The organism is Pseudoalteromonas sp. S3178, assembly GCF_005886985.1.
GTDB lineage: Bacteria > Pseudomonadota > Gammaproteobacteria > Enterobacterales > Alteromonadaceae > Pseudoalteromonas > Pseudoalteromonas carrageenovora.
Genome location: NZ_PNCW01000006.1, coordinates 74,587 through 100,824, shown reverse-complemented (window position 1 = coordinate 100,824; position 26,238 = coordinate 74,587). Strand labels below are relative to the sequence as shown.

23 protein-coding genes are annotated in these 26,238 nt (G+C 41.8%); 9 read left to right on the top strand and 14 right to left on the bottom strand.

Going from position 1 to position 26,238, the window contains the following annotated elements; translation table 11 throughout:
- Nucleotides 1-28 precede the first annotated feature (28 nt).
- The 7 genes from CWC11_RS01665 to CWC11_RS01635 form a co-directional block, all read right to left on the bottom strand.
- Complete coding sequence (locus CWC11_RS01665; RefSeq protein WP_058549265.1) at nucleotides 29-376, bottom strand: DUF3802 family protein; 348 nt, start codon at nucleotides 374-376, stop codon at nucleotides 29-31.
- A gap of 123 nt (nucleotides 377-499) precedes the next feature.
- Nucleotides 500-1,969, bottom strand: a complete 1,470-nt coding sequence (astD, locus tag CWC11_RS01660) for a succinylglutamate-semialdehyde dehydrogenase (protein WP_138681324.1) — start codon at nucleotides 1,967-1,969, stop codon at nucleotides 500-502.
- 15 nt (nucleotides 1,970-1,984) lie between these two features.
- Nucleotides 1,985-3,001, bottom strand: a complete 1,017-nt coding sequence (gene astA, locus CWC11_RS01655; protein ID WP_058549263.1) for an arginine N-succinyltransferase — start codon at nucleotides 2,999-3,001, stop codon at nucleotides 1,985-1,987.
- A gap of 85 nt (nucleotides 3,002-3,086) precedes the next feature.
- On the bottom strand, nucleotides 3,087-4,292 hold the full coding sequence (locus tag CWC11_RS01650; protein WP_058549262.1) for an aspartate aminotransferase family protein: 1,206 nt from the start codon (nucleotides 4,290-4,292) through the stop codon (nucleotides 3,087-3,089).
- Nucleotides 4,293-4,671: 379 nt separating this feature from the next.
- The gene (locus tag CWC11_RS01645; protein WP_138681323.1) at nucleotides 4,672-5,832 is read right to left on the bottom strand and encodes an HDOD domain-containing protein; all 1,161 of its coding nucleotides are present in this window, start codon (nucleotides 5,830-5,832) and stop codon (nucleotides 4,672-4,674) included.
- A gap of 43 nt (nucleotides 5,833-5,875) precedes the next feature.
- The gene (locus CWC11_RS01640; RefSeq protein ID WP_138681322.1) at nucleotides 5,876-6,457 is read right to left on the bottom strand and encodes an anthranilate synthase component II; all 582 of its coding nucleotides are present in this window, start codon (nucleotides 6,455-6,457) and stop codon (nucleotides 5,876-5,878) included.
- 178 nt (nucleotides 6,458-6,635) lie between these two features.
- Nucleotides 6,636-7,625 carry a zinc-dependent alcohol dehydrogenase family protein gene (locus tag CWC11_RS01635; RefSeq protein ID WP_138681321.1) on the bottom strand — a complete coding sequence of 330 codons (990 nt, stop codon included), beginning with the start codon at nucleotides 7,623-7,625 and terminating at the stop codon, nucleotides 6,636-6,638.
- A gap of 304 nt (nucleotides 7,626-7,929) precedes the next feature.
- On the opposite strand from CWC11_RS01635, the gene CWC11_RS01630 reads away from it, so the two are divergent.
- Nucleotides 7,930-8,169 (top strand): HP1242/YdcH family protein, encoded by a 240-nt coding sequence (locus CWC11_RS01630; protein ID WP_058549258.1) that lies wholly within the window; start codon nucleotides 7,930-7,932, stop codon nucleotides 8,167-8,169.
- Nucleotides 8,170-8,246: 77 nt separating this feature from the next.
- Here CWC11_RS01630 and CWC11_RS01625 read toward each other — a convergent pair whose 3' ends face one another.
- Both CWC11_RS01625 and CWC11_RS01620 read right to left on the bottom strand, forming a co-directional pair.
- Nucleotides 8,247-8,600, bottom strand: coding sequence for a putative quinol monooxygenase (locus CWC11_RS01625; RefSeq protein ID WP_138681320.1), 354 nt, complete (start codon nucleotides 8,598-8,600; stop codon nucleotides 8,247-8,249).
- The gene (locus CWC11_RS01620) at nucleotides 8,600-9,430 is read right to left on the bottom strand and encodes an SDR family NAD(P)-dependent oxidoreductase (RefSeq protein ID WP_138681319.1); all 831 of its coding nucleotides are present in this window, start codon (nucleotides 9,428-9,430) and stop codon (nucleotides 8,600-8,602) included. Before CWC11_RS01620 ends, CWC11_RS01625 begins: the two co-directional genes overlap by 1 nt.
- Before the next feature lie 336 nt (nucleotides 9,431-9,766).
- Here CWC11_RS01620 and galE point away from each other — a divergent pair, with 336 nt between their 5' ends.
- The 7 genes from galE to glpD all read left to right on the top strand — a co-directional run bounded on the left by galE (nucleotide 9,767) and on the right by glpD (nucleotide 18,768).
- Nucleotides 9,767-10,780, top strand: a complete 1,014-nt coding sequence (gene galE, locus CWC11_RS01615) for a UDP-glucose 4-epimerase GalE (protein WP_138681318.1) — start codon at nucleotides 9,767-9,769, stop codon at nucleotides 10,778-10,780.
- A gap of 1 nt (nucleotide 10,781) precedes the next feature.
- Nucleotides 10,782-11,846: a UDP-glucose--hexose-1-phosphate uridylyltransferase gene (locus tag CWC11_RS01610; RefSeq protein WP_138681317.1), complete on the top strand. Its 1,065-nt coding sequence runs from the start codon at nucleotides 10,782-10,784 to the stop codon at nucleotides 11,844-11,846.
- Nucleotides 11,836-12,984 carry a galactokinase gene (gene galK, locus CWC11_RS01605; RefSeq protein ID WP_138681316.1) on the top strand — a complete coding sequence of 383 codons (1,149 nt, stop codon included), beginning with the start codon at nucleotides 11,836-11,838 and terminating at the stop codon, nucleotides 12,982-12,984. Before CWC11_RS01610 ends, galK begins: the two co-directional genes overlap by 11 nt.
- Before the next feature lie 19 nt (nucleotides 12,985-13,003).
- Nucleotides 13,004-14,005: a Gfo/Idh/MocA family protein gene (locus tag CWC11_RS01600; protein WP_138681315.1), complete on the top strand. Its 1,002-nt coding sequence runs from the start codon at nucleotides 13,004-13,006 to the stop codon at nucleotides 14,003-14,005.
- A gap of 31 nt (nucleotides 14,006-14,036) precedes the next feature.
- Nucleotides 14,037-15,365 (top strand): alpha/beta hydrolase family protein, encoded by a 1,329-nt coding sequence (locus CWC11_RS01595; RefSeq protein WP_138681314.1) that lies wholly within the window; start codon nucleotides 14,037-14,039, stop codon nucleotides 15,363-15,365.
- Nucleotides 15,366-15,572: 207 nt separating this feature from the next.
- The gene (gene glpK, locus CWC11_RS01590) at nucleotides 15,573-17,081 is read left to right on the top strand and encodes a glycerol kinase GlpK (RefSeq protein WP_138681313.1); all 1,509 of its coding nucleotides are present in this window, start codon (nucleotides 15,573-15,575) and stop codon (nucleotides 17,079-17,081) included.
- Between the two features lie 181 nt (nucleotides 17,082-17,262).
- Nucleotides 17,263-18,768, top strand: coding sequence for a glycerol-3-phosphate dehydrogenase (gene glpD, locus CWC11_RS01585; protein WP_138681312.1), 1,506 nt, complete (start codon nucleotides 17,263-17,265; stop codon nucleotides 18,766-18,768).
- Between the two features lie 62 nt (nucleotides 18,769-18,830).
- Here glpD and CWC11_RS01580 read toward each other — a convergent pair whose 3' ends face one another.
- Nucleotides 18,831-19,781, bottom strand: a complete 951-nt coding sequence (locus CWC11_RS01580; protein ID WP_138681311.1) for a 2-dehydro-3-deoxygalactonokinase — start codon at nucleotides 19,779-19,781, stop codon at nucleotides 18,831-18,833.
- Nucleotides 19,782-19,784: 3 nt separating this feature from the next.
- Nucleotides 19,785-20,543 (bottom strand): SDR family NAD(P)-dependent oxidoreductase, encoded by a 759-nt coding sequence (locus CWC11_RS01575; RefSeq protein WP_138681310.1) that lies wholly within the window; start codon nucleotides 20,541-20,543, stop codon nucleotides 19,785-19,787.
- Between the two features lie 185 nt (nucleotides 20,544-20,728).
- On the opposite strand from CWC11_RS01575, the gene CWC11_RS01570 reads away from it, so the two are divergent.
- Nucleotides 20,729-21,430 carry a FadR/GntR family transcriptional regulator gene (locus tag CWC11_RS01570; RefSeq protein ID WP_058549246.1) on the top strand — a complete coding sequence of 234 codons (702 nt, stop codon included), beginning with the start codon at nucleotides 20,729-20,731 and terminating at the stop codon, nucleotides 21,428-21,430.
- 63 nt (nucleotides 21,431-21,493) lie between these two features.
- Here the strand turns inward: CWC11_RS01570 and CWC11_RS01565 are convergent, their stop codons facing one another.
- The 3 genes from CWC11_RS01565 to CWC11_RS01555 form a co-directional block, all read right to left on the bottom strand.
- Complete coding sequence (locus tag CWC11_RS01565) at nucleotides 21,494-23,626, bottom strand: alpha-galactosidase (RefSeq protein WP_138681309.1); 2,133 nt, start codon at nucleotides 23,624-23,626, stop codon at nucleotides 21,494-21,496.
- A gap of 308 nt (nucleotides 23,627-23,934) precedes the next feature.
- Nucleotides 23,935-25,413, bottom strand: a complete 1,479-nt coding sequence (locus CWC11_RS01560) for an SLC5 family protein (protein WP_138681308.1) — start codon at nucleotides 25,411-25,413, stop codon at nucleotides 23,935-23,937.
- A 52-nt stretch (nucleotides 25,414-25,465) separates the two neighbouring features.
- Complete coding sequence (locus tag CWC11_RS01555; RefSeq protein ID WP_138681307.1) at nucleotides 25,466-26,227, bottom strand: SapC family protein; 762 nt, start codon at nucleotides 26,225-26,227, stop codon at nucleotides 25,466-25,468.
- Between the last annotated feature and the right edge of the window lie 11 nt (nucleotides 26,228-26,238).

Sequence of the window (26,238 nt, the reverse complement as noted above, 5' to 3'; positions counted from 1 at the left end):
CTTAACCAGAGTTCAGGTTAACTAAAAATTAAGACTCTTGAGTTACTGCGCTATCGAACAAGTTTTTAATTAAGCTTGCAAACTCGTCTATAAAGGCATGCTGTTCAACCGTAACAGGCTGTGAGGTAATGCTACTGAGGACTTCTTGTAAATCGTAAACTATGCCGTCAACTTCACGCACAATTTGACTGCGTTGTTCGGTATTAAGGTTTGTGTGTTGCTCACAAATAAGCATAACGTTATGGGCTATTACGTCTTCAATTAGTTCCATAACCGTAGGTGCACCTGGTTTAATTTCGCCTGGCTTCTCAAATAAAGCTAAATTTTGAGTTAGATACATGATCAAATCATCGTACCCTTGCCTGTCTAAAACCATTACTGTCACCTTAAAAACGTTAATTGATTAGATTTAAGCAGAAAGTGCTGCTAATTACTAGCTTTGCGCGATAGCAATACAAAAAAAGCAGCCGAAGCTGCTTTTGTAGTAATTAAGTAGTACTTAATCTATTTTTAAGCCTGGGCTTAATGTTGCCGGCATCGCTACTTTTTCAAGCTCTACAGAAGCAACTGGGTATGCACAGTAATCAGCTGCGTAATACGCACTTGCTCTGTGATTACCCGACGCGCCAATACCACCAAATGGTGCTGCGCTTGATGCGCCAGTAATTGGGCGGTTCCAGTTAACAATACCTGCGCGAATACGACGTAAAAAGTGGTCGTAGTCTGCTTCGCTGTCGCTTAGTAAGCCAGCTGATAAACCAAACGTTGTGTCGTTTGCTTTATCAATTGCTTGGTCAAAGCTCTCAAAACGGAATACTTTTAAAAGTGGTCCAAAATGTTCTTCATCTGGGAAGTCGCCAATTGCTGAACACTCAATAATACCTGGCGTTACAAAGCCCGTATTCGCTGTGTGCTCAAGCTCTACTAATACTTTACCACCAAGTGCAACTAGCTCGCTTTGTGCTTTAACCATGCCTGCTGCTGCCGCTGATGAGATCATAGAGCCCATAAATGGCTGATCTGCATCATCGTAGTTACCTACTTTAATGGCTTTTGTTGCAGTGATAAGGCGCTCTAAAATTGCATCGCCTTTGCTACCTTTAGGTAAAAACAATTTACGTGCACACGTACAACGCTGGCCGCTTGAAATAAATGCAGATTGAATAATATCGTGTACAACTGCTTTGGTATCTTCAACGTCGGTAATAATAAGTGGGTTATTACCACCCATTTCAAGCGCTAAAATTTTACCCGGCTGACCTGCAAACTGCTCATGTAAAATATGACCAGTGCGTGAAGAACCAGTAAAGAACAAGCCATCAATACCTTTGTGAGCAGCAAGGGCTTTACCCGTTTCTACTTCACCTTGAACAAGGTTAATAACACCTGCTGGCAAACCTGCTTTTTCCCATAGTTTAAGCGTAAGCTCGGCAACTTTTGGTGTTAGCTCTGATGGTTTAAACACAACCGTGTTACCCGCTAAAAGCGCAGGAACAATATGCCCGTTAGGTAAATGCCCTGGGAAGTTATATGGGCCAAATACCGCGACCACGCCATGTGGCTTATGACGGATCATGGCACGCCCTAGTGGCATTGCGTTTTCTACGTCGCCAGTGCGCTCTAAAAATGCTTTTTCAGAAATGGCAATTTTACCAACCATAGCGCCCGCTTCAGTGCGCGTTTCCCATAGTGGCTTACCAGTTTCTTGAGCAATAGTAATAGCTAGCTCTTCGCTGTTTTCTTTTAATTGTGCTGCGAATGCTTTAACTATTTCTAAACGCTCAGCAAAGCTTTTATCAGCCCATGCGTAAAATGCTTCACGCGCTGAATTTACAGCGGCATCAACTTGATCAGCAGTTGCTGATGATGCTTGCCAAATAACGTCGTTATTTGCAGGGTTTACTGAGTTAAATTCTGTGCCTTGGCCTTGTGACCATTGACCATTAATAAATTGTGCAGGATGAGTCATATACTTTCTCCTAAATTAAACTGGGGTTGCGCTAACAATATCGCCAGATTGTAGTTGCAATGCATCGGCTAACTCTTGCGATAAAACAAGGCTGTCTGCTCTGTTGTCATACGACATTGGCGCTACAGTTGCTCTAAAACCTTCAAGCTTTTCGTTGGCTAAAAGCACCATGGTGTCGCCTGACGCTTCGCCTATTTCAACTTTAAAGTTATGTGCATTACGAATAGTGGCAATGTTATCTACTTTTGCTTCAACCGTTGGGCCGGCGTCAAAAATGTCTACGTAGCCGTTAAACGTAAAACCTTCGCTTTTTAAAAGCTCAATAGCTGGGCGTGTGTTGTCGTGCACTTTACCAATGACCGCTTGCGCATCTTTGCTTAGCAAGTTTACGTAAATTGGGTACTTTGGCATTAGCTCTGCAATAAATACCTTTTGGCCAATACCTGTTAGGTAGTCGGCTGTAGGAAAGTCCATTGAGAAAAAGTGCTCTTCTAACCACTGCCAAAAAGGGCTACTGCCGCTTTCGTCAGACACACCGCGCATTTCTGCGATTACGGTTTGTGCAAAACGTGCCTGATGTTGCTTAATAAACATAAAGCGCGCTTTTGAAAGAAGTTTACCGTTACAGTTTTTACGATATCCATCTTTTAAAAATAGCGTACATAATTCTGTTGCACCGGTGTAGTCGTTACACAGCGTTAAAATATCAACCGCTTTGTATACGTCTAATGTGCGTGATGAATGAATCACTTTACTTAAGTGGTAATGATAAAATGCATCATCAAGGCCTACAGCTGCTTCTATTGCAGATGTGCCAACTACTTCACCGGTTTCGCTATCTTCAAGAACAAACAAGTAGCCTTCGTCACCGGGTTGTGACGTTTGTTTAGCAAATGAGCTTACTGAATGGTCAATCTTCTTTTGTAATAGCTCTTCATTTAAAGGCAAAGACGTAAAACCATGCCCTGATTCGTGGGCAATTTTCAGTAATGCTGAGTAATCATTTTGCTGGATTGGGCGAAGGATCATCATGAGTCCGCTTGCTCCCTTATAAATAACGGTAAATAGGATTTACAGGGCAAACAGGGTTTGCCCTTAATTACTTGGCTTAGGTAGCTTATGCGTTTACTACGCTTGCTACTGCTTTTTCAAAGCGTGCCATACCTTCGCGAATGTCTGCTTCGGTAATGACTAGTGAAGGAGTAAAACGAACTACGTCAGCGCCTGCCACTAATGACATTAAGCCTTGCTCAGTACCCGCTACTAAAAACTCTTTAGCACGGCCTTTATATTGCTCGTTTACTACTGCACCAATTAATAAACCTTGGCCACGAATTTCGCTAAATACGTTGTATTTTTCGTTTACCGCTGCAAGTAGCTCGTTAAATAACGCGGCTTTTTCTTTTACGCCAGCAAGTACTTCAGGTGTATTTACAGTATCAAATGCAGCTTCTGCAACAGCACACGCTAGTGGGTTACCACCGTATGTAGAACCGTGAGTACCTACTTTAAGATGCTGTGCAATCTCAGTAGTTGTGATCATAGCGCCAATAGGAAAACCGCCGCCAAGTGCTTTAGCTGAAGTTAAAATATCAGGTACTACGTTTAAGCCTTGGTATGCGTATAAATCGCCAGTACGGCCAACACCTGTTTGTACTTCATCAAAAATAAGCAGTGCGTTGTGCTTAGTACATAAATCGCGAACACCTTGAGCAAACTCATCAGTTGGCGAAACAATTCCGCCCTCACCTTGAAGTGGCTCCATCATTACTGCACATGTTTTGTCGCTAATTAGTTTTTCAAAAGCAGCTAGGTCGTTGTAATCACAATGAACAATGTCGCCAGGCTTAGGGCCAAAACCATCTGAGTATGCCGCTTGGCCGCCAACAGTTACGGTAAAGAATGTACGACCGTGGAAACCTTTGTTGAATGCGATGATTTGTGATTTTTCTGCGCCAAATTTATCAAGTGCAAAACGACGCGCTAATTTAAGTGCGGCTTCGTTTGCTTCTGCGCCAGAGTTGGCAAAGTAAACTTTGTCAGCAAAAGTAGCATCAACCATTTTTTTAGCTAGACGAAGTGCTGGCTCGTTGGTCATTACATTTGAAAGATGCCAAATTTTTTCGCCTTGCTCTTTTAATGCGCCTACTAATGCAGGGTGGCAATGGCCTAGACAGTTAACTGCAATACCACCAGCAAAATCGATAAATTCTCGACCTTGTTGATCCCATACACGAGAGCCTTCGCCTCGAACAGGAATTACGCTTGAAGGTGCGTAGTTAGGAACCATTACTTGATCAAATAATTCGCGATTGACTGTCATTTTATTTCCTCTTAATTGTGAGCAACACAAAACATCAAAATAGGTGTTTGGTTAATATTTGTAACCAACTTTATAGGCAAAATCAGACTCTGATAATTGCGCAAAATTGCTTTGTGGTTCAATTTTCAGACGCACATTATTTCAGAATAAATGAGTACTGTCTCGTTAAAAACTTTCATCTACCCCTTGAAAATAAAGGGCTTGGGATATTATTTCATAGATAGTGAATAACTATTAGCAAAGTGAATAACCACCGCATTTTAGCCTCTTTGCGGCTGCGCATTGAACTGCGGCTAGCTTTAAGCGCTAATAAGTTACTATAGGAAAGCGTGTAGGATGAATGATTAGTCGCAAAAAAATTAACAAAAAATTCAGATTTTTAGTCAATTTGAATAGCTAAATTGGTAAAATTACTTGTTTGAAGGGTTTTTAGTTCCGTTTTAGTGAACTTAAAATACGAAAACCACGACAGTGTTTCGTCGGGCTCAATAAGTTGGTGCTCTTTTAAATTGAGATATTGAGAGTAACAACGTGCTTTTAGCATAATGTTGGTTAAAGGTAGCATTTCGTCATTTTTATCTACACCATGCACAAGTTGCTGCATTACCCCTTTAAACGGTAAATACTTAAACGCCATTTGCTCAATAACTTGAGCGCTTATCGCTAAAGACTTATTACTAAGTAACGTAGTTAAAAATAGCGGGTCGGGTTTTAGCTCTAATAAAGCGGTGTGTAAGTCTTTTTGTTGCTCTTGTCGTGCTATTTGTACTTTGCGCTGCCATACCTGCTCAAACGTTTTTAAATATAAACGTACTAATGCAATTCGCCCTACATCTAATAACATACCCAAAGTAAAAGCATGTATGGGGTTTACCTCGTTAAGCTCTGCTATTTTTTGTGCTGCAATAGCATTGGCCATCGCGCTGTCGCGTAACCTGCGCTTTAAAAGTGAAAATGGATCAGTACTGTGCGGCATCCAATGACGTACTGCAAATGTAGGAATGACTAACTGCAAGTTATCAAGCCCAATATAACGAAGCGCCAATGCGGGGCTGTCTACTTTAACTGAGGTGTTTTTGCTGCGTTGATTACGGTAATAAGGCAAATTAACCAAGGTTACAAGCTCGCGACCTAGCCAGCTTAAATCGTTAACTAAGGGCTCAAGGCGCCCAACAGATGCCGACTTTACTGCAAGTATGTCGAGTATACTGGCAATGCCGTCTTCAATACCTATGGTGCTGTGTATAACACCGTCCATATCTTCGAGCTGTTTAAAAATTGCGGTTTCGATTACTTTATGCAGCTGTTCACTCGCTTGTGCACGATATTTATGATGTGCTGTACTGCTTTGCTGGCGCTTTTGTTGCGCGGCCACTTCAACCTGCAACAAGGTGCGCTGCTTCATCGGTTCGCCGTAATCTATATCAAGGGTATGAATGAAACCAATTTGCTGATGTGCAAAGCTGTGCCCAAGCAATAAATCATGTGCTCGTTGGTCTAATACTTTGGCAATACGCTGCTGGGTTACAAGTTCAGTCATGGCATCCATTCAATTAATATAAAATGCGTTTTGTATTATAACATTAGAAGCGAGTTAAAAAGTTATCAAGCAATTGCAAACCATGCTCAGTTAAAATTGCCTCAGGGTGAAACTGCACACCTTCTATTGCAAGCTCGGTATGAAGTAAGCCCATAATTTCGTCAAACTCACCTTGCTCGGTTTGGCTCCATGCTGTTATTTCTAATTCACTCGGTAGGCTTTGATGCTTAACCACCAGCGAATGATAACGACATACCGTTAATGGATTTACCAAACCTTTAAATACACCTTTATTAGTATGCACTATGGGCGATGTTTTCCCGTGCATTACTTTTTTGGCTCTAATTACGTCACCGCCTAATGCTTGCGCGATAGTTTGATGCCCTAGGCAAATGCCTAAAATAGGAAATTGCCCTTTTAGCTGCTCAACAACACTCAGTGATACGCCCGCCTCATTAGGCGTACATGGCCCAGGTGAAATAACAATATGCTGCGGGTTTAGTTGCTTTATTTGTGCAACAGATATTTCGTCATTACGCTTTACCAAAACTTCTTGGTCTAAGCGCTGAAAATATTGTACTAGGTTATACGTAAACGAATCGTAGTTATCGATCATTAACAGCATTACACAACGACCTTATTAAATTATCGACCACTCATGTTACGTAGGTGGCGCCAAGCGTTGCATTCTATCACTATTAATTCGTCAATATAAATGAGGTTTGTTTTTCTTGCGTTAGGGCTATATTTTAAGGGTATATGAGGATTATAAAGAAGCCGGCTAAAAAGCCGGCTTTAATGCATTATTGTACGTCAATTACCACTTTGCCCATTGCTTGGCCGCTAGCTAAACGGTCGTGTGCTTTAGCAGTATCTGCAAGTGTAAACGATTGCTCATCAAGTACTGGGCGCATCCCGCCTGCTTCAACAATTTGTGCAAGCTGTGCTAGTTTGTCGCCATGATCTTGACGGTTAAAGTCGTGGATCATTGGAATAAGCATAAAGATTACATTTAACGATAACCCTTTAAAATGTACTGGGCTTAAATCAAGCTCTAATAAAGAAAGCGTTGTAGATACCTGAGCATTTAATTTTGCCGCTGCAAAAGAGTTAGTCAGGTTACCGCCGCCTACTGTGTCAAACACCATATCAAAACCAACGTTGCTTGTGTGTTTTTCAACGTATTGCTCTACGGTTTCGTCTTTAAAGTTAATGCCTGTTGCGCCAAAGCTTTCAATAAGGGCTAGCTGCTCAGCGTTACCGCCCGTTGAGTAAACATCTGCGCCAAAATGCTTAGCAAGTTGTACCGCTAAATGGCCTACACCACCTGCTCCACCGTGCACTAATACTTTTTGGCCTGCGCTTACATTTGCACGTGTTAAACCTTCAAGTGCTGTAATACCTACAAGTGGAATAGCTGCCGCTTCTTTCATTGTTAGGTTTTTAGGTTTGTGAGCAATTAAACGCTTATCTGCAAGCATAAACTCTGCAAGTGCACCTGGTAAGTCGCCTAGTCCACCCGCACAACCGTAAATTTCGTCGCCTACTGCAAATTCTGTTACGCCCTCACCAACTGCTTCAATGGTACCCGCAAAGTCCATACCTAAAATACCAGGTAACTTTGGAGCAAATGGTAGGTCAGCACCCATTTGACGAATCATCATATCAATTGTATTTACGCTCGTTGCAGCAATACGAACTAACACGTTGCCTGCTGTTACTTGTGGTTTTGCAACGTCTGCTGCTACAAATTCTTCAGTGCCACCAAAATTATTAATTGTCATTGCTTTCATGGGTATTGCCTCTGTTATTTGTTGATGTGTAATCTTGTAATGAGGCTTCATTGTAGTTTCACTTGATATAAATGATAATAAAGCTAAATATACAATCTGTTTCAAAATAATATTGATAATGAAGCGTAAAAATCATCCTCTTAATCTACTTTTAAAGTAGCTATTAAACAAAATCCAAAGCAATCGTTGCGCTATATCAATTTAAGCTTCCTATGGTTGATTTATGATTGAGTAAACCCCAGAGTAATATATGACAAGACAGTAATTCACTTAAGTAACTCATTTTTCCTACTAAGGAGCGAATATGTTAGGCGAAGACCACTCACTCACCAATGACTTCCCGCAATATCTAAATACAATTGCAGAGCTAAATAAAAGCGATACCGAGTTTGCAAAAAAAGCAGATAAGTACGACAAGCTAGACAAAGAAATAAGAGTATTAGAACTTAAAGATGCCCCGATCAGCGATGAACAAATGCACCAGCTAAAGCATGACCGTTCTGAGTTAAAAGATTGGCTCTACGAACGTTTACAACAAGAATAGTATTGTATAAACGAAAAAAGAGCTCACTGATGAGGTGAGCTCTTTAGATCAACAAAGGGTAAAACGTTTACTACTTTCTAATTTACAAACCCACCTAAAGGCTTCATAAATACAGTGTTTGGACCTGCAAAGGCTTTGGCAAATTCTTCACTAAGCTGGCTGTAAACAGTCACTCGTTGCATATCAACCACACTTAAAAATAACGGGCCGCTTTCGCCCCACCCTTGCAGGTGTAACTTTGCTGCGGCTTCATTTTGGTAACGCTCATAAATATGTACGCTGCGGCTATTCTCGCTCATCGTCCACTCATACATCACCGTACCTGCTTCACTTTTAGCAGAGGTAATAAGTTGCTGCATTACCTCTAAAAACTGATCGTACTTGCCATCTTTAATTTGGCCTTCTACGGTCCAGGTAATTTGCTCACTCACTATGCATTACCTAATTTAAGCTGCGCTAATACAGAATCTAAGGTATCAACAAGCTGCTGGTTTTTAGCGTTGTTAAGTGCATCCGGATGTGGAGGAACAAAGCACTCTGCGTCGTTATCAAAGTAAAGGCCTGTTGCCTCTTTAAATTCATCGCTTAATGCTGCACGGCAAAAAATATCAGCGCCTAATTTTAGGTCGCCGCCATCAAGTCCGTATGCATCTTTAACCATTTTACTACCTAGTAACGATTTAGGGTTTACCGATACAACTAGTGGCCCTGTGCCTTTGAGCGCAAGCCCTAAATGGCGTGACCACATAGTAATAGCCAATTTACTTTGTGCATACGCAACGCTATCTGACAGTGGCCTATTACCTACTAAGGACTCAAAGTTAATACTTGATTGCGCAGCTGATGATACGTTTACAACGCGAGATTGAGTATTCATAGCAGGTAATAACAACTTGGTAAGTAAATAAGGGGCAATGGTATTTACTGCAAAACGAGCATCAAGCCCTTCTTTTGTCGTTATATCAGCAAGCTTGTACACACCTGCATTATTAATAAGTACATCAAGTATTTTATCTGCTTGTTGTAAATCGCTCAGAACGCTTTGCGCCAATGTTTGTACTTGCGCCATATCGCTTAAATCAGCAACGTAGGTTGCAGTGCTTGCCTGCGGGTATTGCTCATTTAAGGCACTTTGTACGTTATTTAATTTATCTTGGTTACGGCCATGCAATAATACTGTGTGACCTTGGGCTAGTAACATTTTTGCTGTTTCGAGGCCTATGCCATCAGTAGCACCGGTTAATAAAATTGTTTTATTCATGTTGATCGTTCCTAATTTATTAAATGTTATTCAACGCACAGTGCACTTTATGGGCAAACGTTTAAACGTATTGCGATGACCGCTGTTTATCAATTTATATTAGCACTGCTTATCTGTGGTGATAATTAGGTCGATAAGAGAATCAGTTTATAGAATTAATTGATAAACCTAAGTATTTGTTAGCGCTTATAAAACAATATATTTGTATGCTTTACCCTCTGTAAGGTATGTACGTTTTTTAAGCTTTTATTTGTAATAACGCGCAATCATAACTATTGTTTTTAAATCACCTTAATAGTAGTATTTATCATATAAATACACTTTTCGAGAAAACACATGAAAGTTTTAGTTACTGGCGGTATGGGTTACATAGGTAGCCACACATGTATTGCATTACATGAGGCGGGTATTACGCCTGTTATTTACGATAACTTATCTAATGCGAGCCCCCGCGTACTTGACCAGCTCGAAAAGATTACAGGCACTCGCTTTGAGTTTATCCTAGGTGATATTCAAGACGAGCAGCAATTTAAACTTGCGCTTAAACACACCCAAGCTGAGGCTGTATTTCACTTTGCAGCACTAAAAGCGGTTGGTGAATCAACCGAGCAACCACTGCGTTATTACCAAAACAATGTGTCGGGCACATTAAGCATGCTACAAAACATGCAAGATGAAGGCGTTAACCACATTATATTTAGCTCATCGGCCACTGTGTACGGCGAGCCAGACTACCTGCCTATTGATGAAAAACACCCTATACGCGCTACTAACCCTTATGGTTGGACTAAAGTGATGGTTGAGCAAGCCATGCAAGACGTATGTAAGGCTAACAGCAAATTTATGGGTATAGCACTTCGTTACTTTAACCCAGTAGGCGCACACCCAAGCGGTTTATTAGGCGAAAGCCCAAATGGTATTCCAAATAATTTAATGCCGTTTATTGCCCAAACTGCGGTAGGTAAACGCGAGGTGGTTAATATTTTTGGTGACGACTACGACACCGAAGATGGCACAGGCGTACGCGACTATATTCACGTTTTAGATTTAGCTAAAGGCCATGTAGCGGCCTTTATGCAGCACAAAACAGATACCGCCTTTCATGCTTACAACCTAGGCACAGGCCAAGGTTATTCAGTGCTTGATATGATCAAAGCATTTAGCGCATCAGCCAATAAAGATATTCCTTATAAAAGTGCACCGCGCCGAGCGGGCGATATTGCCTGTAATTACGCCGATGCCACAAAAGCGCAAAACACCCTTAACTGGCACGCAGAACTAACACTTAGCGACATGACCAACGATACATGGCGCTGGCAAACTAATTACCCAAGTGGGTTGGAGAGTTAACATGGCTTTATTAGAAAGTACTCACAGACGTAAAAACCCGCTAACGGGGCGTTGGGTATTGGTATCACCACATCGTAATAACCGCCCTTGGTTAGGCGCAACAGAAGCAGTAAACGAAAGCGTACTGCCAAAACACGATGAAAGCTGCCCACTTTGCCCAGGTAACACCCGTGCAAATGGCGACAGCAACCCAGATTACAAATACACACATGTATTTAGAAATGACTTTGGTGCGCTGACGCCTAATGCCAGCGAGCAACCGCAAAGCTTAGAGTCAGACAGCGATTTATTTATTGCTGACGAAGCAAGCGGCGAATGCCGTGTGATTTGTTTTTCACCAGAGCATAACAAAACACTACCTGAGCTTGAGCACGATGCCCTGCACGAAGTGGTAAAAACCTGGAAAGACAACTACACAGAACTTGCACAGCACTATGAGTGTGTTCAGGTATTTGAAAATAAAGGCGAGATAATGGGTTGCTCGCAACCTCACCCACACGGCCAAGTATGGGCGCATTCGCACTTATCAACCGAAATAGAAGATGAAGATACGCAGCAGCTTGCCTATTTTAAAAAGCATGGCAGCGCAATGCTTGCCGATTACGTGCAAAAAGAGAAAGCAGATAAAACCCGCGTCGTATTTGAAAACGAGCACTGGCTTGTTGTGGTGCCATTTTGGGCAGCATGGCCGTTTGAAACAATGATCGTAACTAAAGATAACATTCAAAACTTTAGCCAGCTAAACGATGCACAAACAGATTCTTTAGCTCAGGCACTAAAAGTATTAACAACTAAATACGACAACGTATTTAATTGTAGCTTCCCGTATTCTATGGGGTGGCACAATGCACCCGCTAATCGTGGCTCAGATGAGCAACATTGGCGCTTACATGCCCACTTTTACCCGCCGCTACTTCGCTCTGCTACCGTAAAAAAACATATGGTTGGCTACGAAATGCTAGGCGAAAGCCAGCGCGATTTAAGCGCAGAAACAGCTGCCTCTATTTTACAAGCAGCCAGTACCACACACTATAAAAAAACAGCAGGACACACAGATGACGCTTAACGATTTTCAACAACAATTTTTATCACTGTACGGTGCGCCTGCTCAAGGTATTGCTGCAGCGCCAGGGCGTGTAAACCTAATTGGCGAATTTACCGATTACAACGACGGTTTTGTATTTCCGTGCTCGTTAGAGTTTCGTACTCAAGTTATGTTTAAAGAGCGCGACGACAACATTATTACCGTGCATTCGTTAAATTACCCAGGCGAAAAAGACAGCTTTAGCGTTGATGAAGATATCAGCGAAGGACAATCGCAATGGGGTAACTATATTCGTGCCGTGTCATTTGTATTAAAGCGTGCGGGCCATACTTTACGCGGCGCCGATTTACTGATTGATAGTAACTTACCGCAAGGCAGTGGCTTATCGTCATCGGCTGCGCTAGAAGTTGCTGTTGGTGGTATGTTTAACCATATTGCACAGCTTGGTTTAAGCGAAGAAAAAATCGCATTACTAGGCCAAGAAGCCGAAAACGACTTTATGCATTGCCAATCGGGCATTATGGATCAGCTTATTTCAGCAAAAGGCGAAAACGGCCATGCTCTTTTAATTGACTGTGAAAACCTAGCAACCGAGTCTGTAAAAGTACCCGATGACTTAAACATTGTTATTGTTAACTCTAACTACCCACGTAAATTGGTAGATAGCGAATACAACCAACGTCGTGTTGACTGTGAGCAAGCAGCTGCAAAAATGAATGTAGCCACACTTCGTAAAGCAAACATGGCCACGCTTGAAGCAACAAAAGACGCATTGAGCGAGAACGAATACAAACGTGCACACCATGTAATTAGCGAAAACGACCGTGTAATTGCAGCAACTAAAGCGCTGCAAAATAACGACATTGACGCGCTACGTGAGCTAATGGCTGCATCGCACCAGTCGCTTAAACATAACTTTGAAGTAACCGTACCAGCGACCGATGGCCTAGTAGAAATTTGTAAAGAAGCCATGGGCGAACGCGGTGCAGTACGCATGACCGGTGGTGGCTTTGGTGGTGCTATTGTATGTTTATGCCGTGATGCTGAAGTGCCACTAATTAAAGCAGCAGTAGAGCAGCACTACTTTGAACGCTTTAACTTAAATGCCGACATTTACGTATGTTCAGCAGGTTCAGGATTACAAATTACGTCTTTTTAAATTAAATTAAGGAATAAGCATGGCAAAGGTTAATTGGGGAATTATTGGGTGTGGCAATATTGCTCACACCTTTGCTAAGAGCATTGCGCATTGCGCTGATGCTCAGCTTATTGGTGCTGCATCGACGAGTATGCAGCGCGCAAATGAGTTTGCCACACACTATTCAATTAAAGGCTATGAGAGCTACCAAGCCCTTATGCAATGCCCAAACATTGATGCCATTTATATTGCCAATACCCACGAGCAACACTTTAAAGCCATAGCACAATGCTTAACACACAATAAGCATGTACTAAGCGAAAAACCCATTACTGTTAATGCTCAGCAACTCATTACACTTAAAGAACTAGCGCAGCAGCAAAATCGCTTTTTAATGGAAGGTGTTTGGATGCGCTTTTTACCAGCTATAGTAAAACTGCAGCAGCTATTAAGCGAAGGCGTAATAGGTAAAGTACACAGTGTGAATGCCAATTTTAGCCTAGCGGGTGAGTTTGATTCATCACACCGATTAATGAACCCTGCAACCGCTGGCGGTGCATTGCTCGATTTAGGTATTTACCCTATATCGATTGCCGATGTGGTATTTAATAAAGCCCCTGAGCAAATTAAATCATTAGTACATAAAAGCACGACCGGCGTAGATGAGCGAAGCGTAACCCTTATAAATTACGGCCAAGGCCAATTTGCACAGCTAAGTAGTGCTTTACAACAAAATGGCCCTACTCAAGCCTGTATTTTAGGTGAGTATGGATATATTCGTATTGATGAATTTGTGGGGGCTCAGTCACTAGAGCTACATTTAAACGCACAACAAATGCAGCGCTTTGATTTTAGCTTTAATGACGATGAAAACTTTAAGTTTGAAATTGATCACGTTAGCGAGTGTATTTTACAGCAGCAAACACAAAGCAGTGTATTACCGCTCAGTACTAGCCTAAGAGTTATGAATATAATGGATGAGCTACGGGCGCAGTGGCAGCTTAAATACAGTGATAGCGTTGAGTCTAACAATCTAAATTAATAATAAAAAATACACACAACAAGGATACACAATGACAACCACACACACATTTAAGGCGCTTTCAAAAGCCTTAGTATTAGCAACGAGCTGTTTATCAGCAAGTGCCGTTTTTGCTGCTCAAAGCACGCCAGAGCAACTCTACCCGCCAATAACCAGCGAAGTACTTCCAGAGCTTGCTGCCAAAGGTAGCTACAGCGTTGGCGTAAAAACGCTTGATTTAGTAAACCCAGCGCAGTTTGACCCAGCTACACAAGGTCAAAAAGATCGCCCTTTAAAAGTAGAAGTATGGTACCCGGCTGCAAATACAGCAAAAGCGCCACTTACCAGCTACACCGATCAAACTCGCTCAGGTAAAGAGTTTACTTTGCAAGCCGATGCAATGCGCGATGTAGCCATTAATAATAAAGAGCATTACCCTGTGATAGTGCTTTCGCACGGTTATACAGGCTATCGCACCATTATGTACTACCTTGGTGAGCACTTAGCGTCGCATGGGTACATAGTTGCTGCCCTTGATCATACCGACTCAACCAATGCTGATGTTGATTTTAAAAACGCACCGTTTTCGGGCTTTTTTAGCACGCTTATAAACCGCTCTCGCGATCAGCAATTTGTTATTAATTACTTTAATGAGCAAAACAACTTTGCCAGCAAGCAAGTAGATAACAACAGCGCAGGTATTATTGGCTATTCTATGGGTGGCTATGGCGCGGTAAATACAATTGGCGGTTGTTATGACTTTAATGAGCAAACAACCGCAATGTTTACGGGCATGAAAGACCCAGCACAAATTAAACAAGTTCAGCAATTACTAAATAGCTGTGCTGGTGGGCAATATAAAAACCCGCAAGTAGATACACGCATAAAAGCCATGGTGGCCTTTGCACCGTGGGGCGGGCAGCATAACCTATTTAAAGCCGATGCTATGCAAAACATTAAAGTACCTTCGCTTTATGTAGCGGGCAGCTTAGATGATATATCGGGTTATGAAGGTATTAAAAACCTTTACAATCAAACAGGCAGCTCAGATAAGTACATGCTTACTTACAAAAATGCTCGCCATAATATTGCACCGCACCCTGCGCCTGCTATTGCACAAAGTAGTAGTGAACTAGATATTGGCCATTACTACGAGCCATCGTGGTCTATGCGCACCCTAAACGAGACCAACAAACACTTTGTACTTGCCATGATGGATTGCCATGTAAAAGGCATTACCAGTCAATGTGAATACTTAGATTTGCCACAAAACGGCGACCAAGCGGTTGTTGATGATAAACCATTGCCACAATGGCGCGGGTTTGATAACCGCTTTTCAACGGGTATGGATTGGCAACAAGCTAAACCACACACCAAATAATATTAAGTTTTAAGCGGCTATTTTTATATATAGCCGCGTTCGCGCTTAAAATAATCACAAAATAAAACGCCTGTTATTTAAAAGAGTTAGCAAATAAAACCTGCGTGTTTATTTTTTATTCGGCTATTTTAAGAAAAAACCATTGCCATTAACCTTAGTTAAAGGCAATCTAGTCATATATAAGATAAGATAAATAACACAAATATCATGTCCAAATACATACTCTCAATTGATCAAGGAACCACAAGCTCTCGGGCCATCTTGTTTACAAAAGATGCAGACGTTTTTGGGTCAGCACAACAAGAATTTTCGCAGCATTTTCCGCAAAATGGCTGGGTAGAACACGATCCCAACGATATTTGGCAAACTGTGCTAAGTACAAGCCGCGAAGTGCTGGCTAAAAAAGACGTAAAGCCTGAAGAAATTATTGCTATTGGTATCACCAACCAACGCGAAACCACACTGGTATGGAACAAAAAAACAGGCAAACCAATTTATAACGCTATTGTTTGGCAAGACCGCCGCACCAGCGCTTATTGCGAAAGCCTAAGTACTGACGAGCTTTGCCAAACGATTAGCGATAAAACAGGCCTACTACTAGACCCTTATTTTTCAGCCACTAAAGTGCGCTGGATTTTAGATAACGTAGAAGGTGCACGCGAGCAAGCCCTTGCTGGCGAACTGGCTTTTGGTACTGTTGATACTTACTTGCTTTGGCAACTAACAGGCGGCAAAGAGCACCGTACCGATGCAACTAACGCATCTCGCACTATGTTATTTAATATCCATACTCAGCAATGGGATCAAGAGTTACTCGACTTATTCGAAATTCCTGAATCTATGCTGCCACAAGTTATGGACTCAGCAGACGAGTTTGGCTCAACCAGCGAAGATATTTTTGGCGCGCCTATTCGGGTTTGTGGTATTGCCGGAGATCAGCAAGCAGCCCTTGTTGGCCATGCATGTTTTGAACAAGGCATGGCTAAAAGCACCTATGGTACGGGCTGTTTTTTAATGCTTAATACCGGCGAAAAAGCGCTCACATCTGAAAACCGCTTACTGACTACGGTCGCTTATAGGTTAAATGGCAAGCCAACTTACGCCATTGAGGGCAGTATTTTTATGGCAGGCGCCACTATGCAGTGGATTGTTGAAGGCTTAAAACTACTAAGCCATGCCGGCGAGAGCGAGTCATTAGTAAAAGATGTCCCGCTTGATCATGGGGTATTTTTAGTGCCTTCGTTTACAGGTTTAGGCGCACCGTATTGGGACCCTAATGCACGTGGTGCCATTTTAGGTTTAACGCGCGACTCAGGCATTAGCACCATTGTTGCAGCAGCGCTTCAATCAGTTGGTTATCAAACCAAAGATTTACAAAAAGCAATGGAACGTGATGGCCTACGCCCAAGCGTGCTACGTGTAGATGGCGGTATGGTTAAAAATAACTGGGTGCTTACCTTTTTATCTAACATTTTAGGTGCAACCGTAGAGCGCCCAACAGTGACCGAAACCACCTCTTTAGGCGTAGCATTTTTAGCAGGCTTACAAACAGGTATTTACGAGTCGACTGAGCAGTTGGCAAAAATGTGGACCTGTGATCGTCGTTTTGAGCCAACAATGAGCGCCGATGAGCGTAACGATTTATACGCAAAATGGCAGCACTGTGTAGCGCAAGTTCGTTTATCTAGTGACGATTGCCAACAAGCCGTTAATTAAGTTAGCGGCTTATAAAACACCTTTAAGGCTAGTCAAATAGCGCGTTGTACGCAGGGTGTTTTTAAAAAGATCAGGATCAAAAATTAACAAGCAAAAAGCGCGGTTATCTATTGTCAAATAAGAGCCACAGCTTTATGATGCTATATGTCTTATTTATATTACAAATAAAAAGGTTAGCTCGGTGGAATTAGCAGATAACGAATATGACTTACTAGTCATCGGTGGCGGAGTAAACGGCACCGGAATAGCAGCTGATGCAGCAGGCAGAGGATTAAAAGTACTTTTGTGCGAACAATCAGATTTAGCCTGCGCAACGTCTTCAAACAGTTCAAAGCTGATCCACGGTGGTTTGCGCTACCTCGAGCATTACGAGTTTAGATTAGTAAAAGAGGCGCTAGCTGAGCGTGAAGTGCTACTTAAAAATGCACCTCACATAATGTGGCCGCTAACCTTTAGACTTCCACATCAAAAACACCTGCGCCCTGCGTGGATGATTCGCATTGGCCTATTTATGTACGACAACCTAGCTAAGCGCGAGACGCTTGCAGGTTCTCGTGGTATTAAGTTTGGTGAAAACAGCGTGTTAGAGCCTTCAATTACCAAAGGTTTTGAATACTCTGATGGTTGGGTTGATGACTCTCGTTTAGTTGTTTTAAACGCGCTGGCGGCTCAAAACAAAGGCGCGACCATTGCTACGCAAACTAAGTGTGTAAACGCTAAACGCGAGCAAGACAAATGGCAAGTGACGCTAGAGCAACAAAATAGTAAAGCTAAATATACTATTTCGGCTAAAGGTATAGTTAACGCTGCAGGCCCTTGGGTTGCTAAGTTATTTGACGAAGCACTTATTGAAAAGTCACCACAAAATATTCGACTTGTTAAAGGCAGCCACATTGTGGTGCCTCGCATCCATGATGAAAAACAAGCATACATTTTACAAAATAAAGATCAGCGTATCGTGTTTGTTATTCCGTTTGAGGATGACTACTCGCTGGTAGGCACCACCGATGTTGAACACAAAGGCGCAGCACAAGATGTTAAAATTAGTGATGAAGAAATCGATTACTTAATCGATATTACTAACAGCTACTTTAAAAACCACATTAAACGCGAAGACATAGTACATACCTTCTCAGGTGTGCGCCCATTACTTGATGACGAGTCAGTTAATGCGCAAGCCGTAACACGCGATTATAAATTAGAGCTTTCAAGCGAAGGTAAGCAAACACCATTACTGAGTGTATTTGGCGGGAAAATTACCACTTACCGTAAACTTGCCGAGGCCGCAGTAAACAAGCTCGAAGAGTTTTACCCGCAAATGAGTGAAGCGTGGACTAAGCACAGTGCGCTTCCTGGCGGCGATTTTAGCTCGGTAGAAGCGCTTAAGTCTGAACTTAGCGCTGCTTATAGTTGGTTACCAGAAGTGACTCTTAAACGCTTTGTACGTACCTACGGTACTCGCGCTAAACTAATTTTAGGTAGTGCAACACAGCTAAGCGATTTAGGCCAAGACTTTGGCCATGGTTTATTTGCAGCAGAAGTAGATTACTTACTAAGTGAAGAATGGGCAGAAAACGCTTACAACATTTTGTGGCGCCGTAGCAAATTAGGGCTACGCTTTAATGACGCGCAAGTAGCGACGCTTAATCAATACATTGATAACAAGCAAGCAGCTATAAGCGCTTAATTAAATTGCTGCTATAACAGCTTCCCGTTAACCCCTTTATAATTTAATCGTTATAAAGGGGTTTATTTTTTTGACTCTAAATTAAACAGGTAATTAAAACCGCTCAAAGTGGCTGTTTTAATATCAAACTCAACGCACTTAACGCCTATTTGTTTAAGCGCGGTGGTAAAGCATTTATTAAGCTGCTTTGTGCCAATAACCACGACTTGTGTATCGCTTAGTAATTGCCATTCGCTTGCATGGCGTGCTGCACGTACATCGCTGCCAATTAACACTCCCGATAAGTATGCTTTAGCTTGCACTGGCGTTAACTCTTTTGAAAGCTGGCGAGTTCTTACACTAAAAATGCCATGCGCTAAGTTACCGCTATCGCTGCCTAGGGTCAGCTCACAACCTTGCTCAAATGCCTTAAAGTCAAACTCACCCTCTGCACAGTCATTAGGTATTAATACGCTTTGATGGCAAAGTAAGTCATATAACTCGCCGGTCATCGCCGTTTTAAAATAGGTTATTTGCCCGTCATTTAGTAGCACCCACTTTGTGTGTGTGCCCGGTAAACAAAGTAATATTTTGCCTTGCTGATATTCGGGGTTTTGCTTTAAAAAACCGAGTATTTGCAGCTCTTCCCCGCGCATAACGTCAAATAAACCATTTTGCAGCGTGCACTTTGTGCCAGGCAATGCCTTTATGGTGTGCCCATTGCATTCAAAAGTAACAGCCGCACTAAGCAAACCTTCTGGGTTAATTGGGCATTCTAAATAAGGGGTTTCATGCCAGCCTATACTTGAAGTAATTTGCCCGGCTATATAAATAGGCAAATCTCCATACTGCTGCTTCCATACAGCCACAGTATCAATTAGGGTTTGCTCAAAGTTTTGATTAGCTTTAACAACACCTAACCCATCTCTTTGCGCTAATAGTTTAAGTGTTGATTGCGCGTTTACTTCGCACAAATAAGCCCTTAAATGGCTTGTGCCCCAATCAACAGCAATAAAAAAGGTTGAAGTAGCCAAGCTTTAAAGCCTCCCACCGTCAATTTTAATACTTTGACCGGTGATCATACTGCTTTCGTCAGCGGCTAAAAAGAGTGCTAAGTTCGCAACGTCATTAGGAGTTACGAGCTTTTTAAGTGCCATGGCTTCCATCCACTTTACTTGCTCTTCTTGTGTAAACCAGCTTGCAAGCTGACGGTCGGTGGCAACCCAGCCGGGTAGTATTGCGTTTACGCGAATACCATGTTCGCCATAATCGCGAGCCAGTGCTTTAGTCATACCTATTAAACCCGCTTTAGCTGTTACATAACCGGCCATTTGAGGTTGTCCCATAATGGCATTAATAGAACTAAAGTTAATAATACTGCCCGCGCCCTCGCCTTTCATAAAAGACATAGCAACTTGAGAGGCAAAAAAAGCTGGGTTTAAATTTATTTGTAAGCATTGATCCCAGTCTTGCACAGTAACGTCTTCACTTGCTTGACGACGATCATTCGCTACATTATTGACCAAAATATTAATAGTACCTAAGGCTGCGCACGCATCGACCAATGATTGCTGGAGTGTGTGTGAGTTGGTTACATCAACTTGCCTGTACCATAAATTTGCATCGGGTAATTCGCTAATAAGCGATTGCGCTGCAGCATCGTCAATATCTATAAATGCCACTTTTGCATTTTGCTTTACAAAGGATTTAACCATTGCTCTGCCAATGCCTGATGCGCCACCCGTTATAAAAATAACTTTGCCAGAAATACTATGATATTGAGCTAGGGTGTCCAAATTAAACTCTCCAAACAACAACTTGCATCAATGTTTTGCTTATTAAAAACGCCAATAGTCGTTATAACGCACTAAAACACTGTGTTAAAATATTTAACTGATTAAAAGTTTATATCATATCCTTGAGTACATTAATATGATATATGATATATAATAAAGTAATGTTCAATACGGAATCCTACGCAATGAAAAGCCAACCCCGTCAAAATTTAACACAACAATTAACCCATGATCTGGGCTTTGCTATTGTGCGTGGTATTTACCCTGTTAGTGAAGGACTACCGTCTGAAGCTGATTTATGTATAAAGTACGATGTGAGCCGCAGTGCAACGCGTGAAGCGGTTAAAATGCTCTCAGCTAAAGGGCTTATTTCTTCTCGTCCTAAACAAGGTATTCGTGTTTTACCAGAAAGTAGCTGGAATATGTTTGACACCGACGTACTACGTTGGATTTTAAGCAGCAAACCATCACTCTCTTTATTAAAAGAATTTACTCAAGTACGTGTAGCACTTGAGCCACAAGCAGCCGCTTTAGCCGCTGTAAATGCCACAGCTGAGCAACTTGCTGAAATAGATAACGCACTTGCTCGCATGGCCGATGCAGATGAAGGCTTAGACGATCCGCTAGAGGCTGACATTGCCTTTCATACCAGTATATTAGTGGCCAGTAATAATCGCTTTTTTGTGCAGTTAACAGAATTTATTAGCACTGCGCTGCGTGTAAGTATTCGTTACACAAACCATATTAAAGGTGTGCCAGGTGCCGATGTAGCAAAACATGCTGATATTTTAGATACGATTAAATCACGTAATCCAGAACGCGCTAAAAAAGCAGTAGAAACTATTTTAGAAGAAGCCTTAGAGCTTATTGAATCTAAACTCGACTAATAGCTTAAAAAACATCATTAAAAAAGGGAGCTAATTAGCTCCCTTTTTACTGCTTATTATATTTTAAGCTTTAACAAGCTCAAAAATAAGCGATGTTTGCGGGAATGAAATTGGCATTTGTAAGCCAAATTCCATTAACGCTTCACCGGTAAATGTTTGCCCATTAACAGCCGCAATAGATGAAGGGCGATACTCTTCAAATTTAACAGGCCATACTAAATTAAGCGTGTACTGTGTATCTGCATCTAAACCAACAAAGCGCAGTTTGTTAGGCGCTGTACGCGGTGTTTCGCGAACGCTGTTATAAGCAAACAACGCTTTTGATTTTTGCTCGTCGATTAAACCAAAGTTAATTGATAAATCGTCACTATCTAGGCGGTATAAATCGGCGCCATGAATAAATTCGCGGTGTTCTTTATGCAGTGCAATAGCCGCTTTAAGGGTATTGTATTCGTGTTCGGTCAGTTCACGTGGGTCCATCTCGATTCCCATGTGGCCAAACATTGATACCGCAGCGCGCATTTCAATACTTACATTACGACCAGTAATATGACAATCACGTGGGCCTACGTGTGCCCCCATAACCGACGATGGGAAGAAGAACGAACAACCACGTTGAATTTCAAGACGATCGAGCGCATCGTTAGAATCTGACGTCCAAACACGGTCTGTATGTGCTAGTACGCCGTAATCTACACGTGCACCACCTGATGAACAGCTTTCTATTTCAAGGCCTGGGTGCGCTACTTTAATACGATCAATTAAACGGTACAGTGCCAGTGTTTGTTGATGCACGGCCGGCTTACCATCAAAGTTACCTGCATGGTTAATATCGCGGTTCATATCCCACTTAATGTACTTAATAGTTGGGTATTCAACTAAAATGTCGTCAATGGCTTTGTATAAGTATTCAACAACCTCAGTGCGCGTTAAATCAAGCACCAGCTGGTTTCTAAAGCTTAGTTGCTCGTTATTTTCTGAGCCTAATACCCAATCAGGGTGAGCACGGTATAAATCGCTATCTGGGTTAACCATTTCTGGTTCAAACCAAATACCAAACTCCATACCTAAGCTATTTACATGGTCAATTACTGGCGATAATCCATCTGGGTATATTTCGTAATCTACAGTCCAATCACCTAAGCCTGCGTTGTCGCCTCGACGACCTTTAAACCAGCCGTCATCAAGTACAAAACGATCAATACCTAGTGGGGCTACTTTATCGGCTAACTGCTTTAACGTGTCTACATCGTGGTCAAAGTAAATGCCTTCCCAGGTGTTGTAATGCACTGGGCGTGTTTTTTCGCGCTGTGCTTGGCTAAGTAAATTGGCTTTAACAAAGCGATGGAAATTACGTGAAAGCGCACTAAAACCTTCACTTGAAAACGAGCCATAAATACTAGGGCTTTGATACGTTTGACCTTTAGCAAGTGTAAGCTCACCAGGTAATAATAACTCGCCCATTTGTACATAACGGCGCCCTTCAGCTAAAAGCTCTGCACGTAGTTTATTGTTACCACTCCAACCTAAATGAAAGCCGTAACATTCACCGTGTTGCTCACCTGCACCTTCGTTATGTACTAATAAACCAGGGAATACATCGTGTGACGTTTTACCTTTACGGTTTTCGCGAACAAAGCTGCCAAGCACTAAATCAACAGATTGACGTTGGAATTCGTTTGACCAGCGCCCTTCAAAACTTACAATTTTGCTTACGCTATCTGGCAGCTGGAACGTTGGCGCTGCACAAAAGTTAACGCTTAGTGGTGAGTCACCTAAATTAGTTAATACAGTATGTGCACTTAAAACATTTGTGCTGTTATCAAGCGTGATGCTGTGAACGACTTCAATACCACGAAGCTCATCTACGCTTACAAACTCAAGCGTTGCTGATGATGGCTGACGAACTTCTTTTAGCTTTGGCCCTACAGACCAAGCAATAGAGTCGTTTACAAGTTCAAGGCCTGGCGCCCCAGTAAAGCCTTCACCTAAAAGTGGAGAAAGAGAAATAGGTGCTTCTTCAACCACGGCACATTTTACTTCTTGACGAGTTGCAAGCTGAGTAAGCATTGTTTCAGTTGTTTGCACAGATAGACGCTTACCAAAGTACAGTAATGCCGGTGTTTTGCTCTGGCAGTCGAAAATAACGGTGCTGTTTACACTGTCCAATCGATAAAATGATTTAGTGTCGGCCATGATTTTCCTATCCTCTTCTTCATTGTGTGAGTTATAAATGTTACGAAAGTTGCCTAGCTATATTACTTTCGATGCTTGAGACACAATCTAGCAGATGGTGACATTCAATAATAATAGTATATATCATATAAATTAGATTTTGATAGTCTTTACAACTTAAATTCCCAGATAAACTCACTGGAAGTACCACTGCAACTTAAAGGTTAAGGCTAACTTTAGTTTTAAAGCTCTGATACTGCCTTAATGCATATAAAAAATCGGTCAGAGTTGCCCCATGACCGATTTTGTCAGCTTAAACTTTTTATATATTATTTTTGTACTTGTGCTTGAACTGCGTCATCTAAAGCAGGTGTTTTACCAGCCCATTGCGCGTTCAAACCAAACACTACTTTATTTACAATTAATGCAAACGCTACACATACAATCAGTGTAATTGGCATTAAGTGAATGTAGTGCAAATCAGTATGCAGTGGTGAATTTTCAAAGGTCAGCATGCCATACATAACCACACCTAAAATCACTGCGGCGATACCCGCACGTGCATCAACATTTTTAAATAACAAGCCTACAACAAAGATTGAGAATATAGGCATACTTAGTAAACCATTTAACTGCTGTAGTAAATTAATAATGCTATCTGCTTGCTGGTAAATTGGCACTAATACTAGCGTTAAGCTTGTAAGTAACAACGTAACGTAGCCGCTTAGCTTTACAACACTTGGCTCTTTATTAAAGTAAGCTTCGTGAATGTCACATACATATAATGCAGTTGCTGAGTTTAATAAGCTGTTGTAAGTAGATAACACCGCTGCAGCCATTGCCGCTGCAAATACGCCGGTTAACCATGCTGGCATTACGTCACCTACAATTCGGCCATAAGCTGCATCACCAATGTCGCCATACAGTTTGTACGAAATAATACCTGGCAGCACTACAATTGCAGGGACGATTAAAAAACGAATACCTGCTGCTGCAAAAATACCTTTTTGCGCTTCTTTAACATTTGGCGCAGCCATTGCTCGCTGTGTAATTGTTTGGTTAGTACCCCAGTAATACATTTGGATAAAGATCATACCGGTTAATAGTGTTGGCCAAGGAATTGGTGAATCAGCATCACCAATTAATGTTAAACGCTCCTGTGGAATACCGGTAAAGTCGTAATCAATTGCATTAAGCGCCAAGAACACAACAAGTATTGCCATACCGAGCACCAGCAGCCCGTTGTAAGTATCTGATACCGCAACAGCCCGCAGACCACCAAAAAATGCATAAATAGCACCTACAAGAGCAAATGCCGTCGCTATGTACATTAGCGGAATATCTACTTTAAACATGGTTTGCATAAATAGCGCGCCTGAGTAAATTACCGCTGGCATATAAATAAGTGCATTACCTAAAAAAAACAAACCACCAATAACAGCACGAATGTGTTTATTGTTATAGCGTTTTTCTAGTAGCTCAGTGGTAGTAGTACAATTGTATTTGTAATAAACAGGAATGAAGACTTTAGCTAAAATAATGAGGCCAATAATCGCTGCTAATTCCCACCAAACAAGCAAGGCCATTTGGTTACCGTTCATGCCTACTAGTTGGTCGGTACTTAAATTAGTTAATGTGATTGAACCGGCAACAAACATCCAAGTAAGGCCACCGCCCGCTAAAAAATACTCTTTTGTTTCGCTGTTTCCGCTATTTCTATTTTGGCCGCGGCACTTCCAATATGTAAGTCCACCAATTAAGGCGGTCACAAAGAAAAAAACCACCAACTGCAAAATGTTGTCTGACATGTGTGTGTCTCCTGCGCGTTAACGCAATGTCTGTGTAATAAAAAAGTGCACGCTACAGCGCGTGCGCATCTCGACTTAGTTCTAACTTAATTTGCTTTAAAGGCATAAGTTCGGGACGTTGGTTATGCAGCTTTACCAGTGCGTTGAGTTGAAACAATGAAATAAGCATGCTGTTAAGCACACTTAGGTAACCTTGCTTGTGTAAGTTTGCAATGGTATCGCTATCTAAAGTTTGTAGTTTGTCTTCATCAACGGTGCTTAAACCTTGAATGGTTTGCGCTTCGCCTTGCTCAAACTGCAAAACAATATCTATGTTTTTAATAAGCCCTAACCGCGCAGCTTCTTGGGTAAATTGATACGTTTGGTAATCATTTTTTAAATCGCTTTCAAGTAGCTTTTGCTGCGAATTTAAAAATAAACTTGGGTTACCTTTAGCATCAAATAGCGGCTCACCTTGATCAGTGCTTAGTGCAGAGCTTTGCTCATCAAAGGCAATAAAGTAATCGCTGCTATTTGCTTCACGAGTCATTAAATAAAGGGGATGTGTTTGTATACATACAGGTATGTAAAGTGCCTGCCACTGGCTGTTATTAACCAATAAACTTTGCCCAGCACTAAAGCTTGTTAAACCCGATACGGTATAACTGCCGTTTTGCGCATTTCGCGCTAAAAATATAGGTAAGTCGCACGCGGCTTTTGCCACTTCGTTAGCTCTTAGATTAACTAAGTGCTGCGTTTTTGCGTATTCAACACCTGCATTATGTTTAACTTTTAATGCTTGGTGCTGTGTATTAGATAGTTCACTAATAGCCATAGTTACACATC